16 protein-coding genes are annotated in these 19,547 nt (G+C 57.9%); 9 read left to right on the forward strand and 7 right to left on the reverse strand.

From position 1 onward, the window contains the following. The first annotated feature begins 111 nt into the window (after positions 1-111). The 5 genes from OWK27_RS04080 to OWK27_RS04100 all read left to right on the forward strand — a co-directional run bounded on the left by OWK27_RS04080 (position 112) and on the right by OWK27_RS04100 (position 9,299). Positions 112-1,614: a sugar ABC transporter ATP-binding protein gene (locus OWK27_RS04080; protein WP_267589886.1), complete on the forward strand. Its 1,503-nt coding sequence runs from the start codon at positions 112-114 to the stop codon at positions 1,612-1,614. After that, complete coding sequence (locus OWK27_RS04085; RefSeq protein ID WP_242174824.1) at positions 1,611-2,606, forward strand: ABC transporter permease; 996 nt, start codon at positions 1,611-1,613, stop codon at positions 2,604-2,606. Before OWK27_RS04080 ends, OWK27_RS04085 begins: the two co-directional genes overlap by 4 nt. Before the next feature lie 19 nt (positions 2,607-2,625). Then, a complete protein-coding gene (locus OWK27_RS04090) occupies positions 2,626-3,684 on the forward strand; it encodes a sugar ABC transporter substrate-binding protein (RefSeq protein WP_267589887.1) in 1,059 nt (352 codons plus the stop codon). A gap of 88 nt (positions 3,685-3,772) precedes the next feature. Then, positions 3,773-5,014, forward strand: a complete 1,242-nt coding sequence (locus OWK27_RS04095; RefSeq protein ID WP_267589888.1) for an LVIVD repeat-containing protein — start codon at positions 3,773-3,775, stop codon at positions 5,012-5,014. 127 nt (positions 5,015-5,141) lie between these two features. Then, positions 5,142-9,299 carry an Ig-like domain-containing protein gene (locus tag OWK27_RS04100; protein WP_267589889.1) on the forward strand — a complete coding sequence of 1,386 codons (4,158 nt, stop codon included), beginning with the start codon at positions 5,142-5,144 and terminating at the stop codon, positions 9,297-9,299. A gap of 30 nt (positions 9,300-9,329) precedes the next feature. On the opposite strand, the gene mtnK is transcribed toward OWK27_RS04100, so the two are convergent. Continuing rightward, positions 9,330-10,529, reverse strand: coding sequence for an S-methyl-5-thioribose kinase (gene mtnK / locus OWK27_RS04105; protein ID WP_193356014.1), 1,200 nt, complete (start codon positions 10,527-10,529; stop codon positions 9,330-9,332). Between the two features lie 105 nt (positions 10,530-10,634). On the opposite strand from mtnK, the gene mtnA reads away from it, so the two are divergent. Together mtnA and OWK27_RS04115 are read left to right on the forward strand one after the other, a co-directional pair. Further along, the gene (mtnA, locus tag OWK27_RS04110) at positions 10,635-11,651 is read left to right on the forward strand and encodes an S-methyl-5-thioribose-1-phosphate isomerase (protein ID WP_267589890.1); all 1,017 of its coding nucleotides are present in this window, start codon (positions 10,635-10,637) and stop codon (positions 11,649-11,651) included. A 42-nt stretch (positions 11,652-11,693) separates the two neighbouring features. Next, a complete protein-coding gene (locus OWK27_RS04115) occupies positions 11,694-12,164 on the forward strand; it encodes an SRPBCC family protein (RefSeq protein ID WP_267589891.1) in 471 nt (156 codons plus the stop codon). Between the two features lie 66 nt (positions 12,165-12,230). On the opposite strand, the gene OWK27_RS04120 is transcribed toward OWK27_RS04115, so the two are convergent. From OWK27_RS04120 to OWK27_RS04130, 3 genes are read right to left on the reverse strand one after another with little or no spacing between them, the layout of a single operon-like run. After that, positions 12,231-12,797 (reverse strand): 1,2-dihydroxy-3-keto-5-methylthiopentene dioxygenase, encoded by a 567-nt coding sequence (locus OWK27_RS04120; protein WP_148419252.1) that lies wholly within the window; start codon positions 12,795-12,797, stop codon positions 12,231-12,233. Then, positions 12,794-13,483, reverse strand: a complete 690-nt coding sequence (mtnC, locus tag OWK27_RS04125) for an acireductone synthase (RefSeq protein ID WP_252005057.1) — start codon at positions 13,481-13,483, stop codon at positions 12,794-12,796. Before mtnC ends, OWK27_RS04120 begins: the two co-directional genes overlap by 4 nt. Next, positions 13,480-14,094 carry a methylthioribulose 1-phosphate dehydratase gene (locus OWK27_RS04130; protein ID WP_267589892.1) on the reverse strand — a complete coding sequence of 205 codons (615 nt, stop codon included), beginning with the start codon at positions 14,092-14,094 and terminating at the stop codon, positions 13,480-13,482. Before OWK27_RS04130 ends, mtnC begins: the two co-directional genes overlap by 4 nt. 124 nt (positions 14,095-14,218) lie before the next feature. On the opposite strand from OWK27_RS04130, the gene OWK27_RS04135 reads away from it, so the two are divergent. Continuing rightward, positions 14,219-15,379 (forward strand): pyridoxal phosphate-dependent aminotransferase, encoded by a 1,161-nt coding sequence (locus tag OWK27_RS04135; RefSeq protein WP_267589893.1) that lies wholly within the window; start codon positions 14,219-14,221, stop codon positions 15,377-15,379. On the opposite strand, the gene OWK27_RS04140 is transcribed toward OWK27_RS04135, so the two are convergent. The 3 genes from OWK27_RS04140 to citR form a co-directional block, all read right to left on the reverse strand. After that, positions 15,380-16,006 (reverse strand): IbrB-like domain-containing protein, encoded by a 627-nt coding sequence (locus tag OWK27_RS04140; RefSeq protein WP_148419244.1) that lies wholly within the window; start codon positions 16,004-16,006, stop codon positions 15,380-15,382. It abuts the gene before it with no gap. Then, a complete protein-coding gene (locus OWK27_RS04145) occupies positions 15,991-17,214 on the reverse strand; it encodes a phosphoadenosine phosphosulfate reductase (protein ID WP_148419242.1) in 1,224 nt (407 codons plus the stop codon). The genes OWK27_RS04140 and OWK27_RS04145 overlap by 16 nt, the downstream gene beginning before the upstream one ends. Positions 17,215-17,387: 173 nt before the next feature. Continuing rightward, positions 17,388-18,287 (reverse strand): DNA-binding transcriptional repressor CitR, encoded by a 900-nt coding sequence (citR, locus tag OWK27_RS04150; RefSeq protein ID WP_267589894.1) that lies wholly within the window; start codon positions 18,285-18,287, stop codon positions 17,388-17,390. Positions 18,288-18,925: 638 nt separating this feature from the next. Here citR and ahpC point away from each other — a divergent pair. Then, positions 18,926-19,489, forward strand: a complete 564-nt coding sequence (gene ahpC, locus OWK27_RS04155; RefSeq protein WP_014882974.1) for an alkyl hydroperoxide reductase subunit C — start codon at positions 18,926-18,928, stop codon at positions 19,487-19,489. The last annotated feature ends 58 nt before the right edge of the window (positions 19,490-19,547 follow it).

Genomic DNA, 19,547 nt, shown 5'->3' on the forward strand with positions numbered 1-19,547 from the left:
TCCGGATGGCTAATAATATTTCGCTTTATCTTATGCCTTTTCCGTCGTTGTCAGTCAACCGGAGCTGTGAAAAATTCGATAAATCAGAAGAGTAATGAAGGATTTACGCGGATGGTTTCCAGTCGCCTTGAGATGCGCGGTATCAGCCTGGCCTTTTCCGGCTTTCAGGCGCTGTCGCGCGTGGACTTTACCCTGAACGGCGGATCGGTGCATGCGCTGACCGGCGCCAACGGCGCGGGGAAATCAACGCTGATGGCAGTGCTGTGCGGAACGCACGGTCATTACGAAGGCGAAATCTGCATCAACAACCAGCCGGTAAGCGTGCGTGAACCGCTTGACGCGAAGCGGCTGGGCATTCACCTCGTACAGCAGGAGGTGGACGTGGCGCTTATCCCGGGGTTAAGCGTCGCCGAGAACATTATGCTCGACCAGCTGGCGCAGCCGGGGCACCGCTACAGCTGGCGCGCCGTTCGCCAGCAGGCGCGGCAGGCGCTGGCGCAGCTCGACGTGGCGCTGGACGTGCGCCGTTCCGTCGACGGCTGTTCGCTGGCCGAAAAGCAGCAGATTTTGCTGGCGCGGGCGCTGTCGCACCACTGCCGTTTTTTAATTCTTGATGAGCCCACCGCGCCGCTGGACGCGCACGAAAGCGAGCGCCTGTTTGCGGTGGTGAGGCGCTTAAAGCAGCAGGGCATCGGCGTGGTATTTATTTCTCACCGCATCCACGAGCTGAAGGCCATCTGCGACACCCTGACGGTGCTGCGCGACGGCAGGCTGATTGAGTCTGGCCCGATGGCGGACCTCAGCGGCGAAGCGATCGTCGAGAAAATGCTCGGCCACGTGCTGAGCGATATCTATCCGCCCGCGCGCCCTGCGCACGGTGAAGAGACGCTGCTGCGGGTGGAGGGGCTGCATGACGACGCGCTGCTGAAAGATATCTCCCTGCACCTGCGCAAGGGCGAAATCCTCGGGATTGCCGGGCTGGCGGGCGCGGGGAAAACCGAACTCTGCAAGGCGCTGTTTGGCGCCACCAAAAGCCGCACGGCGCGCGGCGAGCTGAATCATCAGCCCTGGAAACCGCGCGACCCGGCCGACTCGGTGCAGCGCGGGCTGGCGCTGGTGCCGGAGGAGCGGCGCAAGGAAGGCATCTTTATTGACGAGCCGGTGAGCATGAACCTTGCCGTGTGCGCCGATAACAGCTTCTCGCGCTGGAGCCTCTTCGGCCATCGTCAGGCGTGGCGCTGGGCGGAAGAGGTCATTGCCCGCATCGGCGTGCGAACGCGCGGGCCGGGGCAGGTGCTGCGTCGTCTTTCCGGCGGCAACCAGCAGAAGGTCGCGATTGGCAAATGGCTGCGCAATGATGCCAGCGTGCTGATCTTCGACGAGCCGACCAAGGGCGTGGACGTAAAGGCCAAAACCGATCTGTTTCAGCTGATCGACGGCCTGGCGCGGGAAGGCAAAGGGGTGATTTACGCCTCCGGCGAGTTTGCCGAGCTGGTGGGGCTGTGCGATCGCATCTGCGTGCTGTGGGACGGGCGCATCGTGGCGGAAATCGCCGGAGCCGAAGCCCGGGAAGAGACACTACTTTTTTATTCAACCGGAGGAACGGCGTCGTGAGCAAGGCCCTTTCAGTAACGGCGACGGTATCTGGCCGTCAGCAACTTTTCGACTTTCTCTACAGGTGGGGCATGCTGCTTACCGTCGTCGCGCTGGTGGCCATCTTTGGCCTGGCGTCGGACAGCTTCCTCGACCCGAACAACATCATCAACATTCTGCGCTCGATCGCCATCGTGACGGTGATCGCCGTCGGCGTGTCGATTTCGCTGACCGTTGGCGGGTTCGATCTCTCCGTTGGCTCCACGGCGTCGCTGGCGAACGCGCTGGTGATTTCGCTGTTCGTCTGGCACGGCTTCGGCACCACCGAGTCGATCCTGATCACCCTCGCGCTCTGCACGCTGGTCGGCCTGTTTAACGCCTTTCTGATCGTCATCCTGCGCATCCCGGACATGCTCGCCACGCTTGCCAGCCTGTTCGTCATTCAGGGCGTGGCGATGACCTACAGCTACGGCGGCTCGATTACCGAAAACATGGTGCTGCCGAGCGGCGACATGGCGGAAGGCACCATTCCGGCAGCGTTTGGCCTGCTGGGGCAGGTGCCAACCATCGTCATCATCATGCTGGCGGTGACGCTTCTGGCGCAGCTTGGGCTGTCGCTGACCACGCACGGCCGACGCATGTACGCCATTGGCGGCAACCCGGAGGCCGCGCGTCTCTCCGGCATTCGCACCACGCGCTACAGGGTGACGGCCTACGTGATTGCCTCGCTGCTGGCAGGGCTGGGCGGCATTCTGCTGGCCTCGCGCATCGGTTCGTCGCAGGTCAATGCGGGCGGTGGCTACCTGATGGATGCGGTGGCCGCGGCGTGGATCGGCTTTTCGCTGGCCGGGTCCGGCAAGCCGAACGCGCTGGGAACGCTGGTGGGGGCGGTGATCCTCGGCGTGCTGTCGAACGGGCTGGTGATGCTCTCCGTGCCGTATTACGCCATGGACATTATAAAAGGGCTGGTGCTCGCGGTAGCGCTGGCGATTACCTACATACAAAAACGCTGACAACGCAACGGGATAAAAAATGAAAAAGATTGCACGCTCTCTGCTGGCGCTTGGGTTACTGACTTCTTTGCCGGGCTTTGCGGCCGCGCCGGTGCCGGCGGCCATTGCGAACCACGACGGCCCGATCCGCATCGCGGTGATCCGCAACCTTGGCTCCGACGACAACACCACGCAGTTTGTCGCCGGGGCCATTCAGGAAGGGAAGAAGCTTGGCTTTAAGGTCAGCACCTTTTTAAGCAACGGCGATGACGCCAAATTCCAGGACTTTGTGAACCAGGCCATCAGCCAGAAATATGACGGGATTATTCTCTCTCAGGGCCGCGACCCGTACTCGACCGCGCTGGTGAAGAAGGCGGTGGATGCCGGGATTAAGGTTTCGGTGTTTGATACCGCGGTTAACGGCGACATCCCCGGCGTAACCGTCACCCGGCAGGACGATGCCTCCCTGACGACTCTCTCCTTCGGCCAGCTGGCAAAAGATTTCAACGGCAAGGCCAATATCGTCAGGCTGTGGGTGGCGGGCTTCCCGCCGATGGAGCGCCGCCAGGCGGCGTATAAGGAGCTGCAAAAACAATACCCGGACATCAAAGAGCTGGAGTCCATCGGCGCGGTCTCCTCTGACGTGCAGGGCGATACCGCCAACAAGGTGGGGGCGATCCTGGCGAAATACCCGAAAGGCAAAATCGACGCCATCTGGGGCACCTGGGACGCCTTCAGCCAGGGGGCGTACAAGGCCCTCAAAGAGAACGGCCGCACCGAGATCAAGCTCTACAGCATCGACATCTCCAACCAGGATCTGCAGCTGATGCGCGAGCCGGGCAGCCCGTGGAAGGTGAGCGTGGCGGTGGATCCGAAGCTGATTGGGGCGACCAACGTGCGCCTGATTGCCAACAAGATTGCCGGGGAAGCGACGCCTGCGACCTACGACTTCAAGGCCGCCGCGATCCCGCAGGCGCTCCTGACCGCCCAGCCGGGCGCGGTGAACGTGGCGTCGCTGGGAAAAATCATTCCGGGCTGGGGCCAGACGGAAGATTTTATTGCGCCGTGGTTTGCGACGCTGGAAGCGAAAAATAAATAAACCAGGTCCGGTGGCGTCAGGTGAAGCCTGATGCCCTCATCCTGGCCCTCTCCGACAGGAAGAGGGGGAAAACCAACAGGAGCTAACGGTGACGACACTGCCACCCCCAGAGTACAGCCGCAATATGCGGCTGATTGGCCATAGCGACCAGGGCGGTCGACCGGACGGCGTGCAGCTGATGGTGCATCGCGGTTTCGCCTATATCGGCCATATGGTGTCGCAGGGCTTTTCCATTGTGGACGTGCGCGACCCAAAAAATCCAAAACCCGCGGGCTACGTGCCCGCGCCGCCCGGCACCTGGAACGTGCACCTCCAGGCGCACGACGATCTGCTGCTGGTCATCAACGCCCGGGATCTGTTTGCCGATGCCCGCTTCGCCGACGAGAAGGTCTACTACACCCGCCAGGTGGGGGAGACCGTCAGCGACGTGCAGGACAAAGGCTGGAGCGCGGGCCTGCGCGTATTTGACATCTCCGTGCCGGACGCGCCGCGTGAAATCGGCTTTCTGTCGCTGAGCGGCATTGGCATACACCGTATCTGGTACGTCGGCGGGCGCTGGGGGTACGTGTCGGCGCTGATCGACGGTTTTACCGATTACATCTTCCTGACCATCGACCTGGCTGATCCGCGCAGGCCCGAGGTGGCGGGGCGCTGGTGGCTGCCGGGGATGAACCAGGCCGCAGGTGAACGGCCTGACTGGCCGGAAGGCAAACGCTACGCGCTGCATCACGCCATCATCGCCGGGGATACCGCCTACGGCAGCTGGCGCGACGGCGGCCTGACGCTGCTGGACGTGAAAGACCGCGCGCAGCCGAAGCTGATTAGCCATCGCAGCTGGAGCCCGCCGTTTGGCGGCGGGACGCATACCGCGCTGCCGCTGCCGGACCGCTCCCTGCTGGTGGTGCTCGACGAAGCGGTGCTGGATAACCAGCAGGACGGCGAGAAGCTCATCTGGCTGTTTGATATCCGCGAGCCGGCGAACCCGGTGAGCATCTCCACCTTCCCGCAGCCGGATGAGCGTGACTATGTGGCAAAAGGCGCGCACTTCGGCCCGCATAACCTGCACGAAAACCGGCCGGGGAGCTTCGTCAGCTCAACGCTGATTTTCGCGACGTATCAGAACGCGGGCGTGCGCGTGTACGACATTTCGAACCCGTACCGGCCGGTAGAAACGGGGGCGCTGGTACCTGCTGCTCCTGAAAGGATGATGGATACGCGCCCGAACCGTCCGCAGGTGATCCAGTCGTGCGACGTGTTTGTGGATGCGCAGGGGATTATTTACAGCACGGATTATAATGCGGGTTTATCGGTGATTGAATATTTGGGATAAAAAAGAAGGGGGCTGAAATATATATTTGGTGAATGATTATATTTATGGATTCTTAAAATAAACGCACCGACTTTATCTTTAAGTCCTGATACGTACTATGGCTCTTTTTTATTCAAGGATGAATGTAATGAGCCTGAAAAAATGTGCAGCCTGGTTGCAAATAGCACTGCAGCTGCTTCCGCCGTCGTTATTTTCGCTGGGAGCGACGCCCGTCGCCGCTCAGGATAAGGTATCCGAGCCGCAAAGCACCGAGCGGGTGGTAGCGCAAACCGCCGTGCAGGCGGGGTCGCTGCTGGAGAGCGGCAGCGGCCGTTCTGTCGCCAGCGCAATTACGTCCCAGGCAACAAATACCGCCACGCAGGAAATTGAGTCCTGGTTAGATCAATTTGGTACCACGCGTCTGAATATTGGTACCGACGAGCATTTTTCCATTCAGGACGCGGAACTGGATCTGCTTATCCCTTTATATGAGCAACAGTCCTCGCTGGTGTTTACCCAACTGGGCGGGCGTCGTCACGATGACAGAAATATCGTTAATGCCGGATTGGGCTACCGCGAATTTAATTCCAGCTGGATGTGGGGCGTGAACGCCTTTTACGATCGTCAGGTGTCGGCGAACCAGCATCAGCGGCTGGGCGTGGGGGCTGAGGCTGGCTGGGACTATCTGCGGCTTTCTGCGAACGGCTATTATCGCCTGAGCGACTGGATGTCGTCTTCACGCTATCAGGATTTTGACGAGCGCGTGGCGAACGGTTTTGACCTGCGTGCAACCGGCTATCTTCCAGCTTATCCGCAGCTTGGGGCGAACCTCATCTACGAACAATACTATGGCGAGCACGTCGGGCTTTTCGGAGACGATGAAGACGATCGTCAGAAAGATCCTTACGCGGTGACGGTTGGTCTGAACTATACGCCCGTTCCGCTGATTACCCTGGGCGTAAACCAAAAAATGGGCAAAGGCGAGGCGTCGGACACGCAAATAAGCTTCGCCCTGAACTGGGCGCCTGGCGTGCCGCTGAGTGCCCAGCTTGACGCAGATCGGGTAGGGGCTCAACGCACGCTGATGGGGTCACGCAAGGCGCTGGTGGAGCGTAATAACAATATCGTTCTTGATTATCGCAAGCAGGAGCTGATTTCGCTCTCGCTGCCCGAAAACATTGCCGGTGAGGAGAACGCCCGGCAGACCGTCACGGCAAAAGTGACGTCAAAATACGGGCTCGAGCGCATCGAGTGGAGCGGCGACAGTCTGATCCGCCACGGGGGGAAAATTACCGTGGGTGCCGATCCGGCCCAGGCGGTAATTACGCTTCCTGCCTGGCAGAGCAGCGGCTCAAACGTCTATCCGCTAACCGCTACCGCCACCGACAAACACGGCAATACCTCTAATACCGCGCGAATGGAGGTGAGCGTTAACGGCATGGACGTTAACACCCTGCAGTCCAGCCTGACAGCATCGCCCGCCAGATTACCCGCGGATGGTACCAGCCAGTCTGCGCTAACGCTGACGCTGAAAACCGCCTCAGGAGAGGTTGCCACCGGCCTGGCGGAGCGCCTCAGTACAGCGCTTACGCTAAAAAATAGCGTGGCGTCTGCTGCCGCGGCGGTAGCGCCAGAGATAAGCCAGTTCCGCGAATCGGCGCGCGGCGTTTACACGGCGACGCTCACCAGCGGCACCACGCCGGCGACCATCACGGTGCAGGCGCTGATCGACGGAACGGTTAAACTCGCTACCGCGTCTGTTACTGAGGAGGCGATTTCCGTTAATCCTGAGATTGCTACCCTCGAGCCGTCGACGCTGAGTGCGCCAGCAGATGGGGTAACGCCGGTCTCGATTGTCGCACGCGTTGTCGACCAGTATGGCGCTCCGCTGTCAGGGCAGGTCGTGATGTGGTCTGCGGATAATGCAGCGGCTCTGCTGTCAGATAAGCAGTCCACCACCAACGAACGCGGGGAGGCCAGCATCCGGCTGACCAGCCGCGATGTGATTTCAACCGTGGTGAGCGCGCAGCTGGAGGGGGGAAACACGCTCTCGACACCAGCCCTGAAATTTATTGCGGATGTTGCCAGCGCCCGGGTGGAAACGGTAACTGCCGATAAGCAGAAAGTCGTGGCGAATAATAGCGACAGCGTAACCTACACCGCACTGGTTGCTGACGGCAGCGATCATCCCCTTGGCAACGTTACGGTCAACTGGACCGTTAAGCGTGAGGATGGGACTCAGGTAGCGAGCAAAACCTCAGTGACGGACAGCGCGGGTAACGCCACGTTATCTTTATCGTCGGCAAAGACGGGCGTTGTCTGGGTTTACGCCGACGTGAACCAGAAAAATGTCGTGAAAGCCGAGGCCGTGACGTTCGTGGCCGATACCAGCACGCAGCGCATTGCCGCGGTAACAGCAGATAAACAAGAGGCTATAGCAAACGGCAGCGACGGTATTACCTGGACGGCGCAGGTGCGCGATCTGCAGGGTAACGCGATTTCGGGCGTGGCGGTTAACTGGTCGGCAGATAACGCTGACGTTAAGCTCGCCGACAACGCTACGCTGACGGACGCGCGGGGAAATGCTTCGCTGGTGGTTACCTCGCTGAAATCAGGCAGCGTGGTTATAACGGCCCGGACCGCAGAAAGCGCACCCGTTCGTGCTGACAGCGCGACCTTCACGGCCGATCTCACGACCGCGAAACTGACGGAGATGGCCGCCGACAGCGTGACCGCGGTTGCCAACGGCACCGACGGTATTACGGTGAGCACGACCGTTGTGGATGCCAATAATAACCCGGTAGTCGGGGCGCAGGTTGACTGGGAGGTGAGCCCTTCCGGCGCGACGTTATCCGATACGGCCAGCGTTTCGGATGCAACCGGTAAGGCGAGCGTGACGTTACGCTCTGACACGGCGGGGAACTATGCTCTCCAGGCAACGCTTGGCAGCAGCAGATCAAGCGTGTTGAATCTGACCTTCACGGGTGACACCACGACGGCAAAGATAGCTACCCTAACTGCGGATAAAACAACCGGCATCGTGGCCGACAGCGATACCGTAGTATTAACCGCAACCGTGGTGGATAGCCATCAGAACCCTGTACCAGGCGCCGCCGTTAGCTGGAGCAGCAGTGATGCGGCCGACGTGACCCTGACGCCAGCTTCAGCGATGACCAATGCGCAAGGGCAGGCTGAAACGCGCTTCTCATCGCGCAAGGCGGGAAACATCACCGTAACCGCGACGGTTAACGGTAACGGCCAGACCCTTGCTCTCTCTGTGATCGGTAATCCGGCTACCGCGCAATTTACGAGCCTCAGTGCGGATAAAAAAGAGGCGGTGGCTGACGGGAACGCGACCATACGCTGGACCGCCACCGTCGAAGACGCCAACCATAACCCGCTTAGCGGTGTGGATGTTGCGTGGCGTGTAGATAACAGCAGCGTGAAGCTTGCCAGCGCCAGCACGAAAACCAATGAAGCGGGTCAGGCGGCTGTAACGGCGTCAACGACAACGGCCGGAACGGCAACGGTTAGCGCAACAGTTGTCGGTTCAACGGCGGCGATAAACGCGGAGCCAGTAACATTCACTGGCGATGCGACCACCGCCAGGGTTGAGAGCCTTAAGGCCAGTTCTGACCACGCGGTAGTCAACACCGACCGCATTACCTACACCGCGGTGGTGAAAGACGTAAACGGTAATGCCGTTAAAAATGCGACGGTCAGCTGGAGCACCACGCTTAATACGCTTTCAGCGCAAACCAGCGTGACTAACGGCAGCGGCGCAGCGACCGTGAAGCTTAGCGGCCCGGATACCGGTACGGCAAAGGTGAGCGCTGCGATCAATAACGCCGCTAAAACCGATCAAACGGTGGTGTTTATTGCCAGCTATTCAGCCATGTGGAGCATCACCGGTTCGACAGGGGCATTCAGTACGGGCGCAATATTTGGCTTCCCTTCGCTGGGGTTCGTGGCTACAGGAAGCACAAAGGGCCCCACCTCCCTGGTATGGACCGCAGAAGGCTACAGCACGCTTGTCGTGCCGATGAAGGACGAACAGGGCAATACCCGGGACGTGAAAATTCGCGCGCAGCGCGGCTCTGACTGTTCCACCCGCCCGTTCAACGTGGCGGTTTTGTGTAGCACCTGGGAAACCACGGGCTATCGCGCAAGCCTGAAGTATGTTCAGGCCGATAACCCGGATCTCCCGAGCGGGGTATACCGGGGAGATATCAAGTTTGCCGGTAAGGACTGGCATTCGTCGTGGTCACTTGATTACACCGTGTCCACCACGCTCATCCAAAAATGACGCCTAAACCTCCCGACAGGGAGGTTTTTTTTAGCCGTACTGACGCACTCTCGCCACCAGCTCTTCCGCGCTGTCGATACGGTCGGCAACGACTATCAACGCCTTGCCGAGCGTAATCGCGTGGCGCAGGCATTCGTGGCGCATGGCGTCATCCGCAATGGTGTCGATATCCGCAACGTGAGAAAGCCCCACGCTGCGGCGAATCAGCTCGGTGCCGCAGAAGCCGATGGCGTCGTGCCAGACCTTTTTCAGAAACGCGGAGGCATAGCCCGGCGCGCTGAGCGCGGCGTCGCGCGTTTTCTCACGTGCCAGCGCCTGGAAGCGTTCCGCGAAGGTATTCCACAGTTCCTGAATATCGCTCAGGCGCTGCTCGCGCGCGGCGGCGGCATCGCGAATGCCCAGATGCCCCGGCAGGCCGCAGAAGTTCAGCAGCAGGTTGCCGATGGCGGTGCCCACGTCAAAGCCAATCGGGCCGACGTAGCCGAACTCGGCGTCGATGGCCTTCAGGCTACCCTCTGCCACGAAAATCGATCCGCTGTGAATATCGCCGTGCAGGAGCGCTTCGGCGTGCGAAAAGAAGCGGTGCTTCAAGGAGGCCACGGCTATTTTCAACTGGGCGTCGTCGCGCAGGGCGGCGACGTCATTTTCCAGCTCGGCAGGGTAGCTGTTGCGCTCGTGGATCAGGTACGGATCGTTGAAGAACAGATCTTCGGTGATCTCGCACATCTCCGGGTTAATGAATTTCGCCACCAGCGCCTTTTTGTCGTGCGGGTGCAGGTAAAAGTCGCTGGTGTGGAACAGCACGTACGCGAGGTATTCACCCAGCTGACGCGCTGCCTGCGGGTAGTAAGTGTTGTTAATCAGCTCGCCGCGCCAGATGCGGTAGCTGGAGAGATCTTCCATCACCATCACCGCCAGCGCCGGATCGTAGTGGTGGATTTTCACCGTATGCTGCGGGCTGTGCCGGTAATGCTCGACCAGGGTTTGCGCCTCAAGGCGGGCGCGGTCCAGCGTCAGCGGCCAGGACTCGCCGACGCAGCGCACGTAGGGCAGCGCCTGCTTAACGATGATGCGGCTTACACCCTGAGCATCGAAAATTTTGAAAACCAGATTGAGGTTGCCGTCGCCCACTTCCTGCGCCTCTACCAGCGATGACGGATCGTCAAGACCGCCAAACTGCCTGGCATACTCCACGGCGTCCTGTGCGGTAAAGGTACGGTATTGCGACATGGCCTGCTCCTCACGAGTTTTACTAATTAAGACATGTAGACGTCTATACATCTGGATTTCATCCTGACACAATGTGCTACAACAACGCAACAGGGAATTAACGACATGCAGACAATACAGACGACCAGCCTGCGGGTGGCGGATAACCGGCTCTTTATTCTCGACCAGCAGGCCCTTCCGCAGGAGAAACGCTGGCTGGACGCTTCTACGGTAGAGGCGCTGGTCGGGCATATTCATGCCCTGCGGGTGCGCGGCGCGCCGCTGATTGGTCTCTCTGCAAGCCTGCTGCTGGCGCTGCTGGCGGAAAACGGTAAACCCCGCGACGAACTGGCGGTGGCGCTGGAAACGCTTCGCGCGTCCCGTCCAACCGCGGTGAACCTGATGAACAATCTCGACCGCATGAGGCTTGCGCTCCGGCAGGACGATTTTGTTTCAGCGCTCGCGACCGAGGCGTTACGCCTGATTGATGAGGACAAGCGGCTTTGTGACGCCATCGCACGGGCGGGCAGCGCGCTGGTGAAGCCCGGCAGCCGCCTGCTGACCCACTGCAATACCGGCGGGCTGGCTACGGCGGGCGTCGGTACGGCGCTGGGGGTGATTGCCCGTGCGCATCAGGAAGGTAACGTCAGCAACGTCTGGGTGGATGAGACGCGCCCGTTGTTACAGGGCGGGAGGCTGACCGCCTGGGAACTTGGCGAGCTGGGCGTGCCGTATCGGCTGATTACCGACTCCATGGCGGCCAGCCTGATGGCAAAAGGGGAGGTGGATGCCGTGTGGGTGGGGGCAGACCGTATTGCCGCCAACGGCGACGTGGCGAACAAAATTGGCACCTACTCGCTGGCGGTGCTGGCGAAATTTCACGGCATTCCGTTCTACGTCGCCGCGCCGCATACCACGCTCGATCCGGACTGCCCGAACGGTGCGGCGATCCCGATTGAGCAGCGCGCCGCCAGCGAAGTGACCGGCGTGGCGGGAAGTTTCGGCGCGGTCCAGTGGGCGCCGGAAAACGCGCAGGTTTATAACCCGGCGTTTGACGTCACGCCAGCCTCGCTGATTAGCGGCTGGGTGCTGGATACGGGCGTGGTCACGCCGCAAGAGGTGGCTAAAGGGAAATTCGCCTGAGTCCGGCTATCCTTTAAGGGGTTCCCTTAAGAGGACGTTATCGTGACGCTCGATCCTGAAACTGACTTAAAACTGGAACGCGTGGTGGACGCACCGCGCGACCTGCTATGGCTCTGCTGGACTACGCCAGAGCATATCAAGAACTTCTTTATTCCTGCCCCCCATAAGGTGATCGAATGCGATCTCGATCTGCGCGTGGGCGGACGGTTCAATACCGTTTTCGACGTGGACGGGCAGCGGATGGATAACCGGGGCGTGTTCCTTGAAATCGATCCCGGCAATAAGCTGGTCTTTACCGACGGCTATACCGAAGGCTGGAAGCCGGCCGAGAAGCCGTTTATGACGGCGATTTTATTGCTGGAAGATGTCGGAGAAGGCAAAACCCGCTATACGGCGATTGCGCGCCATCCAACCCGGGAAATTCGCGAGCAGCATGAGCAGATGGGCTTTCATGAAGGCTGGGGGATAGTGCTGGATCAGCTGGTGCGGTATGTGAAGGGATTGAAGGGGTAATGCGCGCTGATGCCCTCACCCCAGCCCTCTCCCACAGGGAGAGGGAGCAAACATTAAAAACCGCAGCTATAGCTGCGGTTTTGCTTTCACCTGGGCCAGGCGCGGATACGCATCCGCAATTGCATCACCGGTAAACTGGGCCACCCAGCCTTCCGGGTTATCGAAAATACGGATCGCCGTAAAGTTAGGCTCGGAACCCATATCAAACCAGTGCGGCGTGCCCGCCGGTACGGAGATCAGGTCGTTTTTCTCGCACAGCACCTGATATACCTCATCGCCAATGTGCAGGCAGAACAATCCCGCGCCTTCCACGAAAAAGCGTACTTCGTCTTCCCCGTGGGTATGCTCGTTCAGGAACTTCGCGCGCAGCGCGTCTTTCTGCGGGTTGTCGGCGCGCAGGCTAATCACGTCCCAGCTCTGATAGCCTTTTTCCGCCACCAGCTTATCGATCGCATGCTGATAGGCTTCGATCACCGCCTCTGGCGCGGGATCTTGCCCTATATCACGATCCGCCGCCCAGCGCTCAAAACGCACGCCTTTGGCGTTGAGCCGTTGGGCGATTCCGGCAGCGTCGGTGCTGTGCCACAGGGGCTTACTCGCGTCTTTATCAGAATAAATGGTCAATGCGCTCATGAAGGGATCTGCTCCGGGTTAATCTCGTCAAACTGGTGAACCTGATGGTGATGGCTCGCGCCGTCATCTTCACCGCGAATCAGCTGCAGGGTGCGGAAACCGGCCTGTTCAGCCGCGTCCAGCTCCTGATGAATATCCGACAGGAACAGGATCTGCGACGGTGCGATGCCCGTCTGCGCCGCTATGTTCTGATAAGACTGCACCTCGCGCTTGGCACCAATGTGCGTATCAAAATAGCCGCTGAACAGATGAGTAATATCACCTTCGTCGCTGTAGCCAAATAACAGTTTCTGCGCGGCCACGGAGCCAGAAGAATAAACATACAGATCAATACCCTGCGCTTTCCATTTTTCCAGCGCGGGCAGTACGTCCGGGTAGAGATGGCCGGTAAAGTCGCCGTTCACGTAGCCGTCCTGCCAGATAATTCCCTGCAGGGCCTTCAGCGTCGTGGATTTACGATCTTCATCCATAAAGGCGAACAGCGTATTGATGAGGTCGCTGATGCTGGCGTGGGGAGCGTCGATTTCTTCGCGCAGGTTGTCCAGAATTGATTTGACCGGCTCGGCGTACTGCTGCGCGGTCACAAAGGCCGCCAGCCGCTCACGCGCGTAGGGGAACAAAACGTCATGGACAAAACGAATATCGCTGGTGGTCCCTTCAATATCCGTCACAATCGCGCGAATCATACTCTCTCCAGTTGTCGTAAACGCATTTCGCATTCAAATAAGAATTCTAGTCCTTCCAGATGACGGCGGGCTTCGGCCACGTCACGTCCCCAGCAGGTTAAGCCATGGCCGCGCAGAAGAAAACCATAATTAAGCGGGCGTTCCTGCGCGTATTGGGCGATTCGCGAGGCGAGGGCGTCGATGTCCTGGTCGTTATCAAACACCGGGATGGCGACCGTATCCAGATGCGTTGTCTGCCCGGCGAGGGATTTTTGCATCTCAAAACCGTAGATCTTGAGCTCGTCCTCGTTGACCAGACGCGACAGCACCGTGGCGTTCACCGTGTGAACGTGCAGCACGGCGTTGGCCTCCGGGAAAAGGCGATAAATCAGGGTGTGCAGCCCGGTCTCAGCCGACGGCTTACGGCCAGACGGCGCGCGGCTGGTGGCTATCTCCACCTGAAGAAAATCGTCGGTGGTGAGGCTACCCTTGTCTTTGCCGGATTCGCTGAGCCAGCACAGACGTTCGTCCTGACGCACCGACATGTTGCCGCCGGTGGCGGGTGCCCAGCCTCTGGCGCCAATCCAGCGGCAGGCCTCGACCAGCTGTGTGAGTTGCAGATTGTCTGTCATTTCCTTTCCCTCCCGGTCGGCCGGGAATATTGATATAGTTTAGACGTCTAAGCGTCTTGATTGCCAAAGACTAACATCGTGTTATAGTGTCAGCAACATAAGTATTACATGCAGGTACTGCACCGTGAGCGATAACGCATTGATTCCGCAGAGTAAACTACCCAGCCTCGGCACCACGATCTTTACGCAGATGAGCGCCCTGGCGCAGCAGCACAACGCCATTAATCTCTCGCAGGGGTTCCCGGATTTTGACGGCCCGACCTTTTTGCAGGAGCGTCTGGCGTACCACGTTGCGCAGGGATCGAATCAGTATGCGCCGATGACCGGCGTACAGGCGCTGCGCGAAGCCATTGCCGATAAGACGGCTGAGCTGTACGGCCACAGGCCCGATGCGAACAGCGATATTACGGTTACCGCAGGGGCGACCGAAGCGCTGTATGCGGCGATAACCGCCCTGGTGCGTACGGGCGATGAGGTTATCTGTTTTGACCCGAGCTACGATAGCTACGCCCCGGCGATCGCGCTTTCAGGGGGCGTGGTAAAACGCGTGGCGCTCCAGCCGCCGCATTTCCGCCCCGACTGGCAGGCGTTTGCCGCGCTGCTGAGCGACAAAACCCGGCTGGTGATCCTGAATACGCCGCACAACCCGTCGGCGACAGTGTGGCAAAAGCGCGACGTTGAAGCCCTGTGGCAGGCCATCGCCGAACGTGAAATTTATGTTCTGAGCGACGAGGTGTATGAGCACATCTGCTTTGCAGAGGAGGGGCACGCCAGCGTGCTGGCCCATCCGCAGCTTCGCGAGCGTGCAGTTGCGGTGTCGTCATTCGGTAAAACCTATCATATGACCGGCTGGAAGGTGGGGTACTGCGTGGCGCCCGCCGCCATCAGCGCTGAGCTGCACAAAGTGCACCAGTACCTGACGTTTGCGGTGAACACGCCAGCCCAGCTGGCGCTGGCGGATATGCTGCGCAGCCAGCCCGGACACTACCGCGAGCTGCCGGATTTTTACCGCGCGCGTCGGGATCTGTTTGTAAATGCCCTGAGCCAAAGCCGTCTGGAGATCCTGCCGTGTGAAGGCACCTACTTCCTGCTGGCCGACTACAGCGCCATTTCCGATCTGGATGACGTCAGCTTCTGCCGGTGGCTGACGAAAGAGGTGGGCGTAGCGGCGATCCCGTTATCCGTTTTTTGCGCCGATCCCTTCCCGCACAGGCTGATTCGTCTCTGTTTTGCGAAACAGGAATCGACGCTGCTGGCGGCGGCTGAACGCCTTAGCGCGCTCTGATTATTTTACCGTCCAGGCTTCTGAGTAACGACGGTCTGCAAAGAGTTCCAGCAGGCCGTTGATTTGCTTGAGCCGCAGCACCTCGTCGCTGTCCATCCCCAGCTCCTGACTGATTTTCACGTCGTCCCAGCCAAGCTGCACCAGTTCACGCACGATGTCTGACATGGCGTGAATCTGATGCCGGCCGCGCGCGCGATTGTGGCGAATGGTGGCCGCCATCCGGTCGAACTTTTTCTGCCGCTCTTTGCGCAGGCAGGTGACCGGAAGATACCCTTTAAGCTGGCGTTTCAGCCCCGCCCGGGTGGTCCCAATTTCATGGCGATGGAAGCCATCGACGATTTCATAGTGGCGGGCACCACTTTCCGTCACCACGATGGGCTGGGTGAAGCCGTCCATCTCCAGAGAACGGCACAGCAGCCGCTTTTCAGGAGGCGCGACGTTATTGGGGTTGTAATCGTTCGCGCCGATCTCGTCCTGTTTGATCCACAGCACGCAGTCGACAGGCTGTTCGCGAAAAGGGCTGTTTTCATGGATGGCCTGACGAAAGGCGTTAATGGCTTCAATACGTTCATCTTCGGAAAGCGACTGAAGATAGTTATTCAGTTCGCTTATTAATCGCTGTTGCATAAGATCCCCCACTCCTTGCGTTTAGATTTGATCCGTTCGCTGTACCGCTGATAGTGCTTCGGTTTATTGGGACTAAATGAAAGGGCACGACACCAGTAGTCATTATTGAGCAATACTTTGCACACCCGTCGCCAGGACGGAATATCCCTGGCGCCGATATCGCCCTCCTGGGTGTCGGGAATATCGGCCATGCCTCTCTTCTGATACCAGTGCAGATAAACGGCGATTTTATTGCGGTAATGTTCCGCTGTGGGCTGCGGCATGCTGTCCAGGAGCAGCATGGCGTACGCTCGCCAGCTGAGCGCGTCGGGTTTCAGGATTTTGCGGTGGCCATAAAAGTGATTGTCCTGCCCGGCGTAGATGCCGCCGCTGCGCACGCCGCTTGCGCGTTCGCACATGGTTGCCCAGCGCTCCGGCTCGACAACGTGATACAGCCACAGGCCCTGACGCTGCTCGGGACCGAAGGGTTCGCAGATGCGCATATAGCGCGGGGGGACGCCGGCCTGAAACATCAGGTCATACAGTGGGTTATAGCAGCCGCCCGTTTTGGCAAACCATGTCCAGATATCGGCGGTTTTCCAGTCGTAAAGCGGATAGACGTACCAGGCGTGGCCGCCGGGAGCGACGGTCGTCCAGGGTTTGTCATCCGCAAAGCGCTGCTTGCGCGCGTTGGCGATAGTCAAAAAGCGATTGTAGGATTCGTCGGCGCGGATGCCCACCATCATGGCGGCAGGGCGTTTTTTGGCAAACCAGTCGGAAAAGGCCCGGACGAAGGCTTCAAACGTCATGCCCGGCTGATAGAAATCAAAGTAGTCCGGACTGGTCACCGCACCAGCAGGCGGCTGGCGCACCCAGTTTTTACCCGGCTCCCAGCACTGCCATTCTGGCTGGAATTGTGAAAGCGAGTTCTGCGTGGTCAGCGGCAGGGCTACCCACCAGCTTTTCTCGATGATATCCGCGTACAGCGCGAGCATGTTATTCACATGATCAATCGTGGAGGTGAACTGCGCTTCCCAGTCAATAAAGAGCACGTGGATTTTCTTTCCCAATTTTCGGGCCTGCTGCGCCGTTAAATGGAGCATGACGGTGGAATCCTTGCCCCCTGAAAATGAAACGCAGACTCTGGGTAAATGCTCAAGTGCCCACGTAATGCGCTCTGTCGCGGCTTCAAGGACATTTTGATTGAGTGGATACTTATAAATTGACAAGGGCAAACTCCTCCTGGAAATAAATACCGGATGGTTGTGTCAATACAGGAGAGAGAATAATAATAGTGAAAATAAAGACAGGTAAATGAAAAATAAAAATGTTTTCGATAACTATAAGTGGGAGTGATATTTAAGAGCAATGTACTGGCTGTGAAGTCCACAGCCATATCACGTCATTTCTCGGTAATTTCATCAATGAATTTCGAGAATACTGAGCTGTTAAGCGCGGAACGGTTGTAGATCATAAATACTTCGATAGGCGGCAGCGTGAAGGGCGTTTCAATTCTTTTAAGGCGTAATACGTCCTGATATTTGGTGAACAGCGCTTCTGGCACATATCCAATTAAATGAGACGCGCTTACCATAGCCATGATTGAAAACAGCGAGTCGGTGCGAAAACCGATCGTCCTGTCAGCATGGACCTCTTCCGTTTTTGACTGATAGTGTTTGACGCCCGCCGCATCGCTCATAAACATCGTAAATTTTTCGGCCTGAAGTTCTTCTATAGTAGCAAAGTCCTTTATACGCGGATGATCCTGGCTGCACACGTGTATCACGTCGAAGCGAGCATAGGGAACGCAAACCATAGAGCGGTTGCTGACGGGGGCCATCGAGAAAATGAGGTCGGCTTTGCGGTACGCAAGCAGGTCTTCGGCAGAATCAGCAGAGAGCAGCATATCGTGAAGTTCAATCTCGTAATTATGCTCCCTCATCAATAATTTCATGGGGTTAATCAGATTGTTGGTTGTCAGAACCTGAAGGCAATAGATAACAAAATTCTTCTTAAGCGCTGACCCATGCATAATATTGATGGTTTGCTCAAGCTGATTAAGGTTTTGCTCAAGATGATGATGAAGATTGACTCCTACGGTCGTGGGCGTGATCCCTTTGCCCGAGCGGATAAACAGCGGATCGTTGAGCTGGTTACGCAGCCGCTGTAGCGACTGGCTGACCGCTGATGGCGTAATGTAGAGCGTTTCCGCTGCCTTACTGATGCTGAGATGTTGGTATATGCATTCGAATATGACCAGCAGGTTAAGGTCGAATTTTTTGAGATCGTAGAGGTTTGCCATTTTTCATCCTGAGTGTGCTGCGTTGCGTTATCTCATCACTGATAACTATAGAACTTAGTTAACCATTTACCATCCTGGTGGTTAACTCGCTTAATTATCATTAAATATGGGCTTAATATATCACGATGATAGATTAATGAAATAGTTCTTCAAAGAGTGTTAAGGTATTTTTATCTTTAAAAGAGAAAACAGAATTGAATAAAAATAGTGTCATTTATATATAGACAAGTATTTATCACTCATTCTTATTTTTCCCGCCGGTGCGTCTGTACGGGCATCATATGCAGCGTTCGGTAAAACCTATCACAGCCATAGACACGAATGCCCCTCTGGCGGATTGCTCCGTGCCGTTGGCGGTGTTGTAATCAACGTGCTGTTACGGCCTTGATATAAAGGTATGTAGAGCGCAACGCAACGCCAGCTCAGGCTGGCACTGAAAGTTCCTGTGGGAAGTTCAGGTATCAGGGCCGCCCCAAGGGGCGGCCTTTTTACTTTTGCGCCTTTCCCGCATTTCGTTCACATGGTTGTCTTGTTCGGGTTGTTAGGTTTGGCTGATTGATTTGATAAAGCATACGCATTAGCCCCGATGAAGAAAGTTGGTTACCTTACATCTCAACGAAAACACGGAGGAAGTACAGATGTCCTTGATTAACACCAAAATTAAACCTTTCAAAAACCAGGCGTTCAAAAACGGTGAGTTCATTGAAGTAACCGAGAAAGATACCGAAGGCCGCTGGAGCGTGTTCTTCTTCTATCCGGCTGACTTCACCTTCGTTTGCCCGACCGAACTGGGCGACGTGGCAGACCACTACGAAGAACTGCAGAAGCTGGGCGTAGACGTTTACTCTGTGTCTACCGACACCCACTTCACCCACAAAGCGTGGCACAGCAGCTCTGAAACTATCGCGAAAATCAAATACGCGATGATCGGCGACCCGACTGGCGCCCTGACCCGTAACTTCGACAACATGCGTGAAGATGAAGGCCTGGCTGACCGTGCTACCTTCGTTGTTGACCCGCAGGGCATTATCCAGGCTATCGAAGTTACCGCTGAAGGTATCGGCCGTGATGCGTCTGACCTGCTGCGTAAGGTGAAAGCGGCTCAGTACGTTGCGTCTCACCCAGGCGAAGTATGCCCGGCGAAATGGAAAGAAGGCGAAGCGACGCTGGCTCCATCCCTGGACCTGGTCGGCAAGATTTAAGCCTGCAAAGCCCGGCGGCACTACGCCTGCACGGGCCTACATATGGGCGCACCTGCGC

Origin of the sequence: Enterobacter cloacae complex sp. 2022EL-00788, assembly GCF_026627565.1 — a bacterium.
Taxonomy (GTDB): domain Bacteria; phylum Pseudomonadota; class Gammaproteobacteria; order Enterobacterales; family Enterobacteriaceae; genus Enterobacter; species Enterobacter pasteurii.

What these genes read in the sequence shown, in the direction of transcription:
- citR (WP_267589894.1), bottom strand. Translation starts at nt 18,287, where the DNA reads ATGGCAAACCTCTACGATCTCAAAAAATTCGACCTTAACCTGCTGGTC.
- mtnC (WP_252005057.1), bottom strand. Translation starts at nt 13,483, where the DNA reads ATGATTCGCGCGATTGTGACGGATATTGAAGGGACCACCAGCGATATT.
- mtnA (WP_267589890.1), top strand. Translation starts at nt 10,635, where the DNA reads ATGCAGACAATACAGACGACCAGCCTGCGGGTGGCGGATAACCGGCTC.
- OWK27_RS04100 (WP_267589889.1), top strand. Translation starts at nt 5,142, where the DNA reads ATGAGCCTGAAAAAATGTGCAGCCTGGTTGCAAATAGCACTGCAGCTG.
- mtnK (WP_193356014.1), bottom strand. Translation starts at nt 10,529, where the DNA reads ATGTCGCAATACCGTACCTTTACCGCACAGGACGCCGTGGAGTATGCC.
- OWK27_RS04080 (WP_267589886.1), top strand. Translation starts at nt 112, where the DNA reads ATGGTTTCCAGTCGCCTTGAGATGCGCGGTATCAGCCTGGCCTTTTCC.
- ahpC (WP_014882974.1), top strand. Translation starts at nt 18,926, where the DNA reads ATGTCCTTGATTAACACCAAAATTAAACCTTTCAAAAACCAGGCGTTC.
- OWK27_RS04090 (WP_267589887.1), top strand. Translation starts at nt 2,626, where the DNA reads ATGAAAAAGATTGCACGCTCTCTGCTGGCGCTTGGGTTACTGACTTCT.
- OWK27_RS04130 (WP_267589892.1), bottom strand. Translation starts at nt 14,094, where the DNA reads ATGACAGACAATCTGCAACTCACACAGCTGGTCGAGGCCTGCCGCTGG.
- OWK27_RS04140 (WP_148419244.1), bottom strand. Translation starts at nt 16,006, where the DNA reads ATGCAACAGCGATTAATAAGCGAACTGAATAACTATCTTCAGTCGCTT.
- OWK27_RS04120 (WP_148419252.1), bottom strand. Translation starts at nt 12,797, where the DNA reads ATGAGCGCATTGACCATTTATTCTGATAAAGACGCGAGTAAGCCCCTG.